Annotated in this window: 10 protein-coding genes; 8 read left to right on the top strand and 2 right to left on the bottom strand. The window is 42.4% G+C overall.

The features are described 5' to 3' along the window. Positions 1-16: 16 nt before the first annotated feature. The 5 genes from ACK1I8_RS05185 (at position 17) to ACK1I8_RS05205 (ending at position 8,905) form a co-directional block, all read left to right on the top strand. Positions 17-2,839 (top strand): SusC/RagA family TonB-linked outer membrane protein, encoded by a 2,823-nt coding sequence (locus ACK1I8_RS05185; protein WP_412468277.1) that lies wholly within the window; start codon positions 17-19, stop codon positions 2,837-2,839. Between the two features lie 12 nt (positions 2,840-2,851). Beyond that, positions 2,852-4,507, top strand: a complete 1,656-nt coding sequence (locus ACK1I8_RS05190; RefSeq protein ID WP_412468278.1) for a RagB/SusD family nutrient uptake outer membrane protein — start codon at positions 2,852-2,854, stop codon at positions 4,505-4,507. A gap of 56 nt (positions 4,508-4,563) precedes the next feature. After that, positions 4,564-5,778, top strand: coding sequence for a prolyl oligopeptidase family serine peptidase (locus ACK1I8_RS05195; RefSeq protein WP_412468279.1), 1,215 nt, complete (start codon positions 4,564-4,566; stop codon positions 5,776-5,778). A gap of 95 nt (positions 5,779-5,873) precedes the next feature. Continuing rightward, entirely contained in the window at positions 5,874-7,856 is a 1,983-nt protein-coding gene (locus ACK1I8_RS05200) for a DUF4832 domain-containing protein (protein WP_412468280.1), read from the top strand. 497 nt (positions 7,857-8,353) lie between these two features. After that, positions 8,354-8,905, top strand: coding sequence for a hypothetical protein (locus ACK1I8_RS05205; RefSeq protein WP_412468281.1), 552 nt, complete (start codon positions 8,354-8,356; stop codon positions 8,903-8,905). 140 nt (positions 8,906-9,045) lie between these two features. On the opposite strand, the gene ACK1I8_RS05210 is transcribed toward ACK1I8_RS05205, so the two are convergent. Next, positions 9,046-9,621, bottom strand: coding sequence for an arylesterase (locus tag ACK1I8_RS05210; protein WP_412468282.1), 576 nt, complete (start codon positions 9,619-9,621; stop codon positions 9,046-9,048). After that, the gene (locus ACK1I8_RS05215; RefSeq protein ID WP_412468283.1) at positions 9,622-10,602 is read right to left on the bottom strand and encodes an SDR family oxidoreductase; all 981 of its coding nucleotides are present in this window, start codon (positions 10,600-10,602) and stop codon (positions 9,622-9,624) included. It lies immediately after the preceding gene. 385 nt (positions 10,603-10,987) lie between these two features. Here ACK1I8_RS05215 and ACK1I8_RS05220 point away from each other — a divergent pair, with 385 nt between their 5' ends. From ACK1I8_RS05220 to ACK1I8_RS05230, 3 genes are read left to right on the top strand one after another with little or no spacing between them, the layout of a single operon-like run. Continuing rightward, on the top strand, positions 10,988-12,235 hold the full coding sequence (locus ACK1I8_RS05220) for an efflux RND transporter periplasmic adaptor subunit (protein ID WP_412468284.1): 1,248 nt from the start codon (positions 10,988-10,990) through the stop codon (positions 12,233-12,235). A 1-nt stretch (position 12,236) separates the two neighbouring features. Further along, a complete protein-coding gene (locus ACK1I8_RS05225) occupies positions 12,237-13,694 on the top strand; it encodes a TolC family protein (protein ID WP_412468285.1) in 1,458 nt (485 codons plus the stop codon). A 26-nt stretch (positions 13,695-13,720) separates the two neighbouring features. Then, positions 13,721-14,386, top strand: coding sequence for an ABC transporter ATP-binding protein (locus ACK1I8_RS05230; protein WP_412469347.1), 666 nt, complete (start codon positions 13,721-13,723; stop codon positions 14,384-14,386). Positions 14,387-14,388: the final 2 nt, after the last annotated feature.

Here is a 14,388-nt window from a genome sequence, read left to right on the forward strand (position 1 = left end):
ATTTAAAAGATAAGAAATGACAAGATATATTAAATGTTCAGGCGTTATGCTGTGCATCATCAGCTATCTGTTAACCTGCACGGCTTTCGCACAAACTACTGGTAAGCAGGATACCGTTAGAATTGTGAAAGCTAACCATACAGACTCTACAGATAAATTAATAGAAATTCCTTTTGCTACGCGAAGCAGAGAAGAACTGAATTATGCCCAGAGTTCGCTCCGTTACCATCAGCTTACACAGGTACCGATCAGCAACCTGTCGGGTTTACTCGCCGGAAGGTTAAGTGGCTTTTTGTTCAGATGGACAGGCAATCAGCCAGGTGGTGGAAACGTGTCCTATCAAATCCGCGGAAAATCATCTTATGCGCAAGGTGCTACGCCAGCTTTTCTGGTAGATGGAATTGAACGTGATTTCGAAGATATGGATATCACTGAAATAGAAAGTGTAACGGTATTAAAAGATGCTGCCGCTTTAAACTGGTACGGCTTAAACGGGGGTAATGGTGCAATCCTGGTCACCACAAAAAGAGGTAAGATAGGGCGGAACCTGATTTCTTTTGATGCGCAGGGTGGTTTTCAATCTGCCAGCAACCTGATCAAACCTTTAAATTCATTTGATTTTGCCACTTTATATAATCGGGGTTTAACCAATGTGGGGCAGGCACCGGCTTATAACGATGCAGCGCTTGAAGGTTATAAAAACCATACCAACCCTTACCTCTATCCAGACAATAATTACTTGGATCGCTTTTTGGGCAAAAGGGCAGCTACACAAAGATATGCACTTACGTTTAGCGGAGGGAGCAACAGGGTGCGTTATTTCAGTTCCGTGAGCTACTTTAATCAGCAAGGGCTTTTTAAGGAAACAGAAACGCCCAACTACGATTCTAATTATGGCTATAAACGTTATAATTTTCGCATCAATTTAGACTATGATGTGACCAAAACACTTACGCTGACCTTGTTGGCAGGTGTAAGGAGTGAAGTACGCAATGATGTTGGTGATGGCACCAGCACGGTTTTGAGTAACTTGTACAACTTACCGCCAAATGCCTTTCCGATTTTAAATGCAGATGGATCTTACGGCGGAACTTCACTCTTTCAAAGTAATCCCCTTGGCCAGTTACAGGCTACAGGATTTTCGAGAACCACTACTAATATTTTGCTGGCCAGTATCATGGCCGATCAGAAAATGGATTTCATCACCAAAGGCCTTTCGGCTAACTTATTCTTTTCTTATGATGGCTATGGTAATTATGGCGACGGGTTATCTCAGAATTATGCCGTTTTCAATCAAAACGTCACGCCTGTACAAACTTATCGTACACCTGCGGTTATTGCCTACCGCACTGCAGCTTTCCAAACCAATACCAAAAATAACGAGCTTTGGTTTGGCTTAGATTATAACAGGACTTTTGCTACAGATCACCAGGTAAAGGCAAATGTACGGGCGCAGCAATATGTAAGTGCTGCGGTAGATCGGCTGGATTACCGTTCCCGGATGATTGTAGGGCGGGCAGATTACAGCTTTAAGCAACGTTATCAGTTGGGATTTACAGGGAGTTACTCCGGATCTGAGAATTATGCGCCTGGAAGACGTTTTGGCTTTTTTCCGGCAGTTTCAGCCGGCTGGTTAATATCCAAAGAAGATTTTCTGAAAGATGCTTCCGTGATCAATTACCTGAAATTGCGTGGATCCTATGGTCGCTCGGGCAATATTGGTCCCACTTACGATGCTAACGGTAATGTGGTCAGGTTGCCATACCGTACGTTGTTTACCAGAGATGCCGGACCATTTCTAGGATCAACTTTTTCCACTTCAACCACAGCCAGACTGGTGAGCCCTGCCGGTAATCCTTTAACCACCTGGGAAAAAATTGACCGGTTGAACCTGGGTACAGATGTAGATTTTTTTAAAGGTACACTTTCTTTCTCTGTTGATTATTTTGACGAAAAACGGATGGACATCCTTGGCCCTGCAAACCTGCCAGGCATCGTTGGTATTGCGATTGCGCAGGTAAACTCGGGCAAAGTAAGCAGTAAAGGATTCGATGCCAGCGGAACTTTCAACAAAAAAATAGGTGAAGTGCTGATCGGTACGAATGCCAACTTCACCTCTGCTAAAAATATTATTTTGGAAAGAACGGAAAACGTATTGCCCAATCAATCTACCATAGGCCGGTATGTGAATGGCGGAAATTATTACATTGCTGAAGGTATTTTTCAGAGCCAGGCAGAGATTAATGCCAGCCCGAAGCAAACCCTTTCGAGCCTTGTGGTGCCGGGAGATCTTAAATACAGGGATGTGAACAATGATAACATCATCGATGCAAACGACGCTGTTTCCAGCAATTACACTGATATCCCGAAAATATATTATGGCTTTGGCTTTAATATCCGATACAAACAGTTTGATCTCGGGGCGCAGTTCCAGGGCGTTGCTGGCAGAACAGTAGATATCTCTGATATTGTATATGCAGGTCCGAACGGGTTAAATCAATTAAGCTTAGATACCTGGACGCCTGCCACAGCGGCTACGGCAAAATATCCCCGTATCGGGATATCAGATAATGGCAACAATACGGCCAACTCTACCTTTTGGTTGTATTCAGGAGATTTTTTAAAACTCAGATCTGCGGAGATTGGCTATAGTACGCCACAAAGCTTGAACCAACGCTTACGCTTCAAAGGTGCCAGGATTTTTGTAAGTGGTAATAATATCTTTTCAATCTCAAAACTCAATGAGCTCGATATTGATCCGGAAACACCCAATGCAGGTCGTTTTTCGTCTTACCCTTATGTAAAAACCTTTGCAGTAGGCTTAAATGTTAAATTTTAATTCAAAATGAAGATGAAAAAGAATTTATATGGTATGTATATCGTTCTGGCGATTTTGCTCCTGAGCATTAGCGCTTGTAAGGACGAGTTTTTCGAACCTTCATACAGTGAAGGTCCTGTTAATGAAGAAGCAATATGGAATACCGACAGGCGTGTTCGGGAGTATTTAAACAACGGTTATAATTATATGCTGGCCAGGTATAATATTGATGGCTCAGGTGCATTAATGGCCAGTGGAAGTGATGAAGCGGTAAATTCGAACTTAAACAGCAACGTAAACCTCTTTAATAATGGTAACTGGAGCAGTTTAAGGACTTTTGATGAGCAGTACACCAATCTTTATAATGGTTTGTGGGTAGTCAATACGTTTCTGGAACGATCGCCCACGGCGGTCATTTTTCCGGCAAGTGATCTTCGCGGATTAAGAGGAGAAGCATTTTTTCTGAGGGCTTTATTCCACTATGAGTTGTTTAAAAGATATGGGGGCATCGTTCTTGCCACCCGCTCCTTTTCGCCGGTTGAAGACCTGAATATTCCCCGAAATACTGTTGATGATGTTGTTAAACAAATTGTTAAGGATTGCGACTCGGCCATCAGTCAGATTCCTGCAGCCTCCACAAAAGATTGGGATGCTTCAAATTACGGCCGTGCCACAAAGGCTGCAGGAATGGCATTAAAAGCCAAAACCCTGTTGGTTTATGCAAGTCCTTTATACAACACGGGCAATGATCTGCAACGCTGGCAAAATGCTGCCAATGCAGCGAAAGATTTAATCGACTTAAATAAACATAGCTTGTTGAGTACCGCCTTATTTCCAAACTTGTGGGATTATACCAATGCTGCAACCTCTTATAACAATGAGGTGATTTTCGCCACGCCTGCAAGCAATACCAACGCTATTGAAGCCAATAATGCGCCCATTAGTTTCACCGGTGGACTGGGCAGAACAAACCCCACGCAGAATTTGGTAGATGCTTTTGAAATGACCAATGGCAGGCCTATAACCGACCCGGCATCTGGCTACGATCCGCAAAACCCATATGCGAACAGAGATCCGCGTTTAAATCAGTTTATTGTGTTTAACGGCGCAAATTTTAAAACCGGAAGCCTAAGCAGGGCGGTAGAGACTTACGAAGGTGGACGTGATAATGTTCCTTCCAACGTAAACAGTACAAAATCTGGTTATTACCTGCGGAAGTTTTTAAGCGGTAATGCTACTTACAACATCACAGGTACCACGAGTGTGAGAAGACCCTGGGTATTGTTTCGTTATGCAGAAATTTTACTCATTTATGCAGAAGCGCTTAACGAATTTGGAGGTCCGAATACGGAAGTCTATAACGCGATAAATGCGGTACGCAACCGCGCCGGAATGCCTGCACTGGCCGGATTAACACAATCGCAGATGCGCGTTAGAATTAAAAATGAACGCAGGGTGGAATTGTGTTTTGAAGAACAACGGTTTTTTGATGTCCGCCGCTGGAAGGATGGCGAAAGTAATTTTAACGGAGCGATTAGGGGAATGAAGATAACAAAAGTAGGCACTGCGTTAACCTATAGCCCTTTTGTAATTGAAAACAGAACCTTCACCAGTAAAAACTATTGGTATCCTTTTCAGCAGTCAGAAATTAATAAGGCCAATAAACTCATTCAAAATCCAGGTTATTAAGTATGAGGAAGAGATTAAAATCCTTTGTTCAACAATGCTCATGCTTTAATAATTGCATGAAAAGCGCATTGGTCTGCTTAATTGGTCTGGTTTTTTTATCGGCCGGATTATATGCGCAGAAAACAGATCGCTTTATGGGAGAAATTGTCAATTATGATGAAAGTGCCGTGCCCGCTTATATATTGCCCGATATATTGATTACTGCAAAGGGCAAAAAGATTAAAAATGTCTCCAACTGGCAGAAGCAGCGCCGACCGGAAATTTTAGCCCTGTTTGAAGAATATGTGTACGGAAAAACACCAGCTCGTTTTGATAGTTTAAAATTTGTGGTAACCAATGAAAATGCGGTTGCCATGGCGGGAAACGCACATTTGAGACAAATAACAATCACGGCCTGGAACGGCGGCAATTCAGTATCTTTTCCGGTAGTGCTCTTCATTCCCAACAAGCGGACAAAACCTGCCCCGGTATTTTTACTCATTAACAACCGCAGTAGCAGAAATACGGATCCGACCAGAATAGAAAAAAGTACTTTCTGGCCAGCCGAAATGGTCATCGACAGTGGTTATGCCATTGCTGCCTTTCATCATTCAGATGTGTCGCCAGATCGTAAGGACAGCTACCAGAACGGCGTGTTAAAACAGCTGTTTCCTGCAGAACTCGAAAAAGATAATGGCATGAAAGCTATTGGCGTATGGGCCTGGGCGGCAAGCAGGGTCATGGATTATTTCAAAACGGATAAAGACATCGATTTTAACAAGGTAGCGCTGATAGGCCATTCACGGGGTGGTAAAACAGCCTTATGGGCGGCCGCCCAGGATCAACGTTTCGCAATGGTGTTGAGCAGTTGTTCTGGCAGTACAGGTGCATCGCTGGCCAGGCGTAAATATGGAGAAACGATAAGCCTGATTAATAAGCAGTTTGGTTACTGGTTTAACAATAATTACAAAAAGTATAGCAATGATGTAAACAGCTTGCCTGTTGATCAGCATATGCTTATCGGCTTGATTGCGCCAAGGCCGGTTTATACCACCAACGCTACTGAAGATCGCTGGGCAGACCCTTATGGTTCTTTTTTGTCGTTGCTAAATGCCAAACCTGTTTATGATCTATACGGCAAGACAGTAACGCTTCCTGAAAATATGCCTGATGTGAACAGGCCCTTCATCCATTCGGCTATGGGTTATCATTTCAGAGAAGGAAAACACGACCTCAATGTTTATGACTGGACAAATTTTATCCGCTTTGCCAATCTCCATTTTAATCTTTGAGTTTTTTTTGCGCATGGTTCTCAGTTTCAATCAGGTGCTGAATTAGCTAAAAACATTTAATCTAAAATTTAATCTAACATTTAATATTTATTACTATGAAAAAACTCATTTTCGGGTGGACCGGGAAGGTAACGCTGCTTGCTCTTCTGGGTCTGCATTCACTTTCCTGTTCCAAAATGGTGGAAGAAAATCTTTCAGAAACCTTTAATAAAGGTCCCCAAAAAATGGCTGTTATCGCCAGTAATGTGGTGATTAACCCTGTATATAACAGTACGGCGGTGTTAAGGAATCCACTAAACGGGTGGGTAATGTATGGTAAACGTGACGCTACTGAAACGTATTGGGATAGTCAGTTTTTTGTGCCGGAATTGGGTGCCAATGTAAAGGCGATCGATTATGCCTCAGCCTGTTACATTAGAACCAGCTGGAGATCACTTAATCCAAGCCCTGGTGTTTATGCCTGGAGAGATCCCAATTCGCAAATCGGTAAACTCATCAACGGTGTTAAAACCAGAGGTTTACCTATTGCATTCCGGATTGTGGTAGATGGACGCGACCAGGGAGAAAATACTCCTTCTTTTGTATTTACGGCGGGTGCTCAATATTGGTTATCGAACCCCGCAGTACCAGCGCAGAAAACCCCTTTTCCCCAAGACCCAATTTTCAGGCAATATTATGCCACATTTATTGAAGAACTTGCCAAAGACTTTAATGATCCGGTCCGCACCTCTTTTATTGATGCCTATGGTTTAGGCAAATGGGGTGAAGCCCATAATACCGTGTATGCTGCTCCCGGGGTATTAACGGCCGCACAAACAGAAACCGTAAAGGAAGAGGTACTGGATTGGATCATGGCGCTCTACAACAGGACTTTTACTAAAGTTCCGCTGGTGATCAACTATCACAGGCTAATCGGCCATCCAACGAGCTGGGGTGCAGCCAACCCAAACAGCAATCAGTTACTGGTGAAAGCAATCAATCAAGGGTATAGCCTGAGGCATGATGCTTTTGCAATGACCGATTATTACCAAAGCTGGGAGAAAAACTTTGCCGCAACCTGGAAACATAAACGCCCGATTATTATGGAGGGAGGATGGATTGTAACCGGTACACATCGCTATTGGATCGATTCAAGCGGCCAATACCGGGAAGGGCATCCTGAAGACGTGAGAAAAGCTGAATTTGACAGGTCAGCAGAAGCTGCCGTAAATATGATGGATTTTAGGGTTGGCGAAGTGGCTTCCTGGTTTCAAACCAGTTTTCCGTTGGTACAGCGTTTCAATGCAGAGGGAGGCTACCGCCTTTATCCTGATCAGGTATCATTACCCAATGAAATCGCTAATGGGGCCACCGCTACACTGAGCCATCGTTGGAAAAATATGGGCTGGGGCTACTGTCCTAATAACATTCCGCAGTGGAACTATAAGTATAAAGTAGCTTTTGCCATCCTGGACAGTGCTGGTGCGGTTAAAAAACTTTTTATTGATGAAAATGGTGAACCTTCTAAATGGATAAAAGATAACCCTATGAGTTACAACTTTACCACAACGGCAATTAACCTACCGGCTGGCAGTTATAAATGGGCGGTGGCCATCATCGATAAAACAAATGCCAACAAACCTGGTATTGCACTTGCCGTAACCGGGACTTTTAAAAACGGTTGGCTGGAATTGGGTAATCTGCAAATACAGGCCGAACCTCCTATTGGTCAGATGATTAAACTAAAAGGTTCCAATAACCTGTTTGTGTCTGGCGAAAACGGTAAAGTAGCCATGAGGTGTAACCGTGCGAATGGCTCTGACTGGGAAACCTTTACCGTTGTTGATGCAGGCGGGGGAAAAATCGCACTGAAAAGTAAGGACAAATATGTATCTTCAGAAAATGGCGCTGCAACCGGGATCACCTGCAACCGCTCAAGCATTAGCGATTGGGAAAAATTTGACTGGGTGGTAAATGCTAACGGAAAAATTTCCCTTAAAGGAAATAATGGCAAGTACATTTCTTCAGAAAACGGGCAATCGGCCATGAAATGCAACCGGGCTACGATTTCTGGCTGGGAAACTTTTTCGCTGGAATAATTACTGAGGAAATGCTTTCAGGCAGCTGAAAGTTTAAAGATAACAGGGTTGCTCTTGCGGGGGCAACCCTCATTAGATTTTTTTGGAAGTTTGAAAACTATTTTCAATCAATTCATCCACGAAATGGTTCGAATTACGTAATGGGACTAACCCGTAACAGGGCAAGACTATTAAAAGAAATATATATAATAATGCTTAGATAAGTGTCATTTTTGATGGGAAAAAGCATAAAAATGGAAAGATTTTTGTGATGCTAAAATAAATAGATTTATATTTGTATAGTAACAAATTAGTATGGCAGATTATCACAAACAGGCACCGAAAGGTGTTAGATTAAAATGGGCTCCATTGAAAGATGCGAGAAGTGTCAGCTTTTCCCGTGATTCTGTGCAAGGCACTTGGGTAGTGCGATCATCTGAAGCGGAGCATCTTGTAAAACAGTCAGATACAGCAAAATATTCTGTAACAGAGTCGTCGAATAAAAACTATTTAATTCCTTGAGATTTGACGTTCCCGGATATCCATTAATTTTTATTCAAAAGGAACTTTGTAAAGACACATCAGCTCACGAGTTTACATACATTTATAAATTTCGTTCACCAGCTACAAGGTATAATTACATTCTTCGTGCAGATTACCACAACGAAGATGTATTCGGTATTAAATTTTACGCACAGCCGCATAGGCATAGCGATCTGAAATATTCCAAAATTACCAATAGAGGTGATGTACCGAATATCCTAGTGAGTTGCTTAAGTGTGGTGCCTATTTTGTTAGCCCAACATCCAACAGCTTCCTTTGGCTTCATAGGTGCTAGAACTGTTGACAAGGCGTCGCAACGCATTGAAGGTCATCAAAATACACAACGCTATCGAATCTATAAAGAATTGGTCAAGGAGAAAATTGGAGAATTAACTTTTGAACATGTTGATTATGAGCAGCTCAGTGGTTACTTATTACTCAACAGAGCGGCAGGAAATCTAAAAATAAAAGAAGCAGCAATTATTGATATGTTTACTGAAACATATAACAATCTACTGGATGTTTAATCCTTATCAATAACTGGCAGGAACTTGAATTATCCGAAGGCTTGAAATAGCGAAGCTATGGGGGGTGTATATTTTTGAAAAACGGCCAGTTTGCAATCAAGTTGTTAACCGATGATTTGGCCGATACGCCCTATATAAACTCATACGTCTTTACGCTCCTGAATAATCCTGTACAATTCCGGCCAGATATTTTCTGCCGCGATCTGGTAGCCCTCTTTAAGCGGGTGAACACCATCGTACATATTCAGTGTGCGTATGCCTGCTACATTTTTTAAAAATGACGGCACCAGTGAAATTGCGTTTTTTTCAGCCAATGCCGGAAAGATACCAGAATAATCACTTTGATGCCAGCCGGTTGCCCAGTTTGGTAATTCGATGCCCAACAAGAGTATGGATGCCGACGGACAGTTAGATTTAACTTTGTTGATGATGAGCTGTAAGTTAGATAGGATCAGCACCGGACTCATGCCTCGCAGGAAGTCATTGGCGCCCAGTTCAAGGATAAAAATCGCTGGTTTTTCGTTCAGGACCTGGTCAAGTCTGGCCAGGGCAGAAGCCGTAGTGTCACCACTCACGCCGGCATTGATTACGCTGTAATTTAGGTTCAGCTGTTTTAGTTTCGCACCAATGAGTGCCGGAATAGACTCGTTTGAAGGGTCTTTGAGTCCATATCCAGCCATCAGGCTATCCCCGAAAAAAACAATTTTGTGCACCATTTACCATTTTCTTTTAATGAGTAATGCACTGAGCAGCAGACCTGCCCCTAGGGCCACATATTTACGGTGCGCTTTGGGTTTTCCGGGAATTCCCCATCCTCCATGAACCGAATTACCATAGGCTACCGGACTGAAAATATTGCCATTTGTAGGGGCAATAGCTTTTGCATGTTTGAGGTAGGTACGGATCACGCTTCCTGCGATCGCAGTGGTCAGGCTCGGGAATAGGACACGGGATAAGCGCATCAATATCGAAAAACTGCCCACCATTTTTTCAGATTTCGGATTTAGCGAGAGTTTGAAGATTTCATGGGCAAGGCGGTTAGGGTCATAAACTACAGGCCCTGGTTTTAGCACTTTGCCCGTATAATTGGCCGCATGCTGCATGCCTGGTGTATCCAGAAAGCCGGGGAAGGCATCACATACATGAATGCCTGGATATTCCCGAAGCTCGGATTTTAATGAGGCAGAAAAGCCGCGAAGACCAAACTTAGCGGCAGAATAACCCGCACCAAAGGGTACAGGCAGGAACCCGCCGATAGAGATATTGTTGATCAGGATTCCGAAACCCTGTTTTTTAAAATAAGGTATTACCGCGTGGGTACCATGCATATAACCTAAAAGATTGGTTTTGATTACCTGCTCACTAACTTCCATGGGTGTTTGGTCGAAACTGCCAATAGCGAGTACACCTGCATTATTGACCCATACATCAATACCGGTACCAATATTTGCAGCTGTTGCCGCCAGGTTGAGTACCTGGTGATAATCAGTGGTGTCACATGCAACGCATTCTGCCACTCCGCCAAGACTTTCGCATTCTGCCCCGAGGTCTTTCAGCGCATCGATATTCCTCGCAGAAATCACTACCTGGTCGCCGTTTGCGGCAAAAGCCAGTGCGATGGCCCGTCCGGCACCACTTGATGCACCAGTGATAACGACTGTTCTGGCCGCTGTTTTTACATTTTGATCCTGTTCCATATCTACCAAACTTTCTTTAAAAGGTGAATGTTTGCGTAGATTTCATTTTTGGCGCGAATTTTTTTTCTATTCTCTATCAGTGGCAAAAGTTGTCAGTATAAATAGGGAACAGTCGTTATGACTGTAACTCCTCGGTTTCTTTCCTTATCTATTGATCTGCTATGGTAAAGTCCGCACATTTATCAGCATACCTAAAAAAACTCATTTCAGTATCTTTTGAAAGGAAAGACTTTTACTGTTGCCGAATACAACTTTTATTCGTTCGATAACAGGCAGAACGTTCGATATCGGGCATTTTAAAATTTGTTTAAAAACATAATAACCTGATTTTTAGTTCTTTAAGACTGGCATTCCGCTTGTAAATGCTTGTCCAAAAAATGTTTAAATGGACAAACTTATTGAAGAAGAAGTTTTAGCTAAAAAGAAGAAAAAAACCTATTTCCTGATTTCTATCATCCTTATTTTGCTTATAGCTGGTATCTGGTTTGTACGGTTTTATTTTAAAGCTTCGCTTACAGCAGCTGATATCACGACGGCAAAAGTGGAAACCGGAATAATCGAAAATACGATTAATGCTACGGGTGAAGTGTTACCTGAATTTGAAGAAGTATTAACGAGTCCGATAAGTGCATTAATTAAAAATGTATTGATGGATGCCGGAAAGAAAGTGAATAAAGGACAATCGATTCTGTTGCTGGATAAATCAGTAAGCCAAACCGATTATGGAAAGCTACAATTCCAGATGGAGTCCAAACAAAATGAAATAAGTAAGCTGAAGCTCGATTTAGAAAAAAGCTTTTTCGATGTTAAATCGAGCAACAGCATCAAACAGTTACGGATCAGCAACCTTAAAGATGCTGTTTCATCGGCGAAACGATTACTTAAAGCCGGTGGTGGAACCAAGGAGGATGTAGAGCGGGCTGAGCTTGATTTAAAGGTTGCCGAACTGGAGAAGCTACAGCTTGAAAATGAAATTAAAAGTAAGCAGCAGACCATGAAAATCGAAATCAGGGAGGCTGAAATTGCACTGGCCATTCAAAAAAATGATCTGGATGCATTGAAACGGAAACTCGATCTGGCTGAGGTAACTGCAACCAGGCCCGGGGTAATTACCTGGGTAAATAAAAATATTGGCTCCAGCGTACACGAAGGTGATGCCCTGGTGCGTATAGCCGATTTAAGCGGCTTTAAAGTCGCAGGTAGCATGTCTGATAATCTACTGGATAAAATCCACCATAATATGGCCGCTATCATCAGAATTGGTGATACGCAACTGAGGGGTTCAGTGGTAAACATTTCGCCCGCAGTAACCAATGCCACAGTCTCGTTTGATATCCAGTTAAATCAAAAAGACAGTAAAGTATTAAGGCCTAATCAAAAAGCTGATGTTTTTTTGGTTACTGATACCCGAAATGGTGTTTTAAGAGTGGCAAACGGACCGGCATTTAACGGCTCCAATTTGCAGGAGATTTTCGTATTGAAAAACGGTATTGCCGAAAAGCGTACCGTGAAAACAGGTTTAAGCAACTTTGATTATGTTGAAGTTTTGAGTGGATTAAAAGCTGGAGATGAAATCATTACCTCGGATATGGGCGATTTTAAAAACTCGGAAAAAGTAACAATAAGCCATTAAGATGAAGAAAATTATACTTATTGGATTAGTAATTTCACTTAGCTCAGTAAATGCGGTATTTGCGGTTGCCGATACGCTTAAACTCAGTCTGCTAAAGGTAGTTGAAATGGCCAGGGCCAATTCTATTGCGGCAAAACAGGCCGCAACGGTTAAAGAAACGAAATACTGGGAGTGGCGTACTTTTAAATCAAATTACCAGCCGCAGTTGGCTTTAGAAGGTGTTTTACCCGGCTATACCAAAACTTATACCCAGGTACAGCAACCTAATGGAAGCATTCTTTTCCAACCTGTACATTATGATAATTCCTCCTTAACACTAAATTTTAGCCAAAGTATTGCCGCAACTGGCGGTACCATTTACGGAACTACCCAATTGCAGCGGTTTGATGATTTTGATAGAAACAGTGTGCTCTATAATGGTATTCCTTATGGAATTGGTTATACACAACCGTTATTACAGTTTAACAGCTTAAAATGGGACAAAAAAATTGAACCGTTAAAATACAGTGAGAGTAAACAGGTTTTTATCGAAACGCAGGAAAAAATATCAATTACTGTTACCGAATATTTTTTTGATTTACTGTTGGCACAGGTTAACCTCGATATTGCCGATTTAAATTACGCGAACACCAAAAGAATTCTGAGTATTGCAGATACCAAATTTGAATTAGGAAAGATTTCAAAAAATGAGATTCTCCAACTTCAGCTGGAGGTACTTAATGCCCAAAAAGCTGTTGGAACGGCTAAAAGAGATGTAGAAGTGGCCACGCTGAACCTTCGCAGTTACACGGGCATTGAGGGAGATGACAGGATAAAGTTGGATATGCCACAGGCGGTTGCGCAGATGACGGTGGCAACCGACAAGGTTTTGGCCGAAGCCTTTGCAAATCGTTCTGATGCGATTGGTTTTGCCCGCCGGTTGGCAGAAGCCAGAAGAGATGTGGCCAAAGCAAAGGGCGAAAACGGACTGAAAGCCACATTAAGGGCAAATCTGGGTTTTTCCAATGCCGGATTAAGCGCTTTTGATGTTTACCGGAATCCGAAAAATCAGCAAACCGTAGAACTGCAGTTATCTATTCCGGTGATGGATTGGGGCAGATCTAAATCGAGAACAAAAACGGCACAAGCGAACGAGCAATTGGTAACTTATGCAGTTGAGCAGGATAAGCAAACTTTCAAACAGCAGATTGTAACGCAGGTAACGCTTTTTAATATGATGAAAGAACAGATTAAGCTTACAGATGCCGCCGAAAAAATTGCTGCTGAAAAATATAAGATAGCTAGCGAACGGTACGTTTTAGGCAACCTGAGTATTACCGATTTAAGCATTGCCTTTCAGGAAAATGATGCTGCAAAACGCGATTACGTTTCTTCGCTCCGCGATTTTTGGGGCGCTTATTATCAGCTTCGCTATCTTTCTCTTTACGATTTTGAAAAAAACACTAAAATAACTTATTAATAAATCTTAATTACTATTTATACATGATGATACGCTTAAAAAATATTGAAAAAGTTTACCGTACGGCAACTGTGGAAACGCTGGCGATAAACCGTATTAACCTCGACATTGCAAAGGGCGAATTTCTTTCCATTATGGGGCCATCGGGCTGCGGAAAAAGTACTTTGCTAAACATTATGGGCTTGCTCGATGAACCATCTAAAGGGGATATTACCATAGATGATCAGGACATTCGCAGTTTTTCTGATAAAAAGCTGGCCAATTTCAGAAATGAGAAGCTTGGATTTATTTTTCAGAGTTACCACTTGATTAATGATCTGCAGGTGTTGGATAATGTAGAACTACCTTTATTATACCGCAATTCATCTGCGAGAGAAAGAAAGGCCCTGGCAACCGAAGCCCTGGAAAAAGTTGGTCTGAGTAACCGTTTAAAACATTTCCCTACGCAGCTCTCAGGAGGGCAACGCCAGCGTGTTGCCATTGCCAGGGCCATTGTCGGGCGCCCTCAGATTATCCTCGCTGATGAGCCAACAGGAAACCTTGATAGTGCCATGGGGAATGAGATTATGGATATCCTCATCAATCTGAACAAAAATGAAGGTACAACAATCGTGATGGTTACACATGACGAAAGCATGGCCCATAAAACACACCGATTGGTTCGTCTCTTTGATGGTTCACAGGTTCAGTAAAT

It is taken from the genome of Pedobacter sp. KLB.chiD, from assembly GCF_047040275.1.
Taxonomy (GTDB): Bacteria; Bacteroidota; Bacteroidia; order Sphingobacteriales; family Sphingobacteriaceae; genus Pedobacter.

What these genes read in the sequence shown, in the direction of transcription:
- ACK1I8_RS05215 (WP_412468283.1), bottom strand. Translation starts at nt 10,602, where the DNA reads ATGGAACAGGATCAAAATGTAAAAACAGCGGCCAGAACAGTCGTTATC.
- ACK1I8_RS05220 (WP_412468284.1), top strand. Translation starts at nt 10,988, where the DNA reads ATGGACAAACTTATTGAAGAAGAAGTTTTAGCTAAAAAGAAGAAAAAA.
- ACK1I8_RS05230 (WP_412469347.1), top strand. Translation starts at nt 13,721, where the DNA reads ATGATACGCTTAAAAAATATTGAAAAAGTTTACCGTACGGCAACTGTG.
- ACK1I8_RS05200 (WP_412468280.1), top strand. Translation starts at nt 5,874, where the DNA reads ATGAAAAAACTCATTTTCGGGTGGACCGGGAAGGTAACGCTGCTTGCT.
- ACK1I8_RS05210 (WP_412468282.1), bottom strand. Translation starts at nt 9,621, where the DNA reads ATGGTGCACAAAATTGTTTTTTTCGGGGATAGCCTGATGGCTGGATAT.
- ACK1I8_RS05190 (WP_412468278.1), top strand. Translation starts at nt 2,852, where the DNA reads ATGAAAAAGAATTTATATGGTATGTATATCGTTCTGGCGATTTTGCTC.
- ACK1I8_RS05195 (WP_412468279.1), top strand. Translation starts at nt 4,564, where the DNA reads ATGAAAAGCGCATTGGTCTGCTTAATTGGTCTGGTTTTTTTATCGGCC.
- ACK1I8_RS05185 (WP_412468277.1), top strand. Translation starts at nt 17, where the DNA reads ATGACAAGATATATTAAATGTTCAGGCGTTATGCTGTGCATCATCAGC.
- ACK1I8_RS05225 (WP_412468285.1), top strand. Translation starts at nt 12,237, where the DNA reads ATGAAGAAAATTATACTTATTGGATTAGTAATTTCACTTAGCTCAGTA.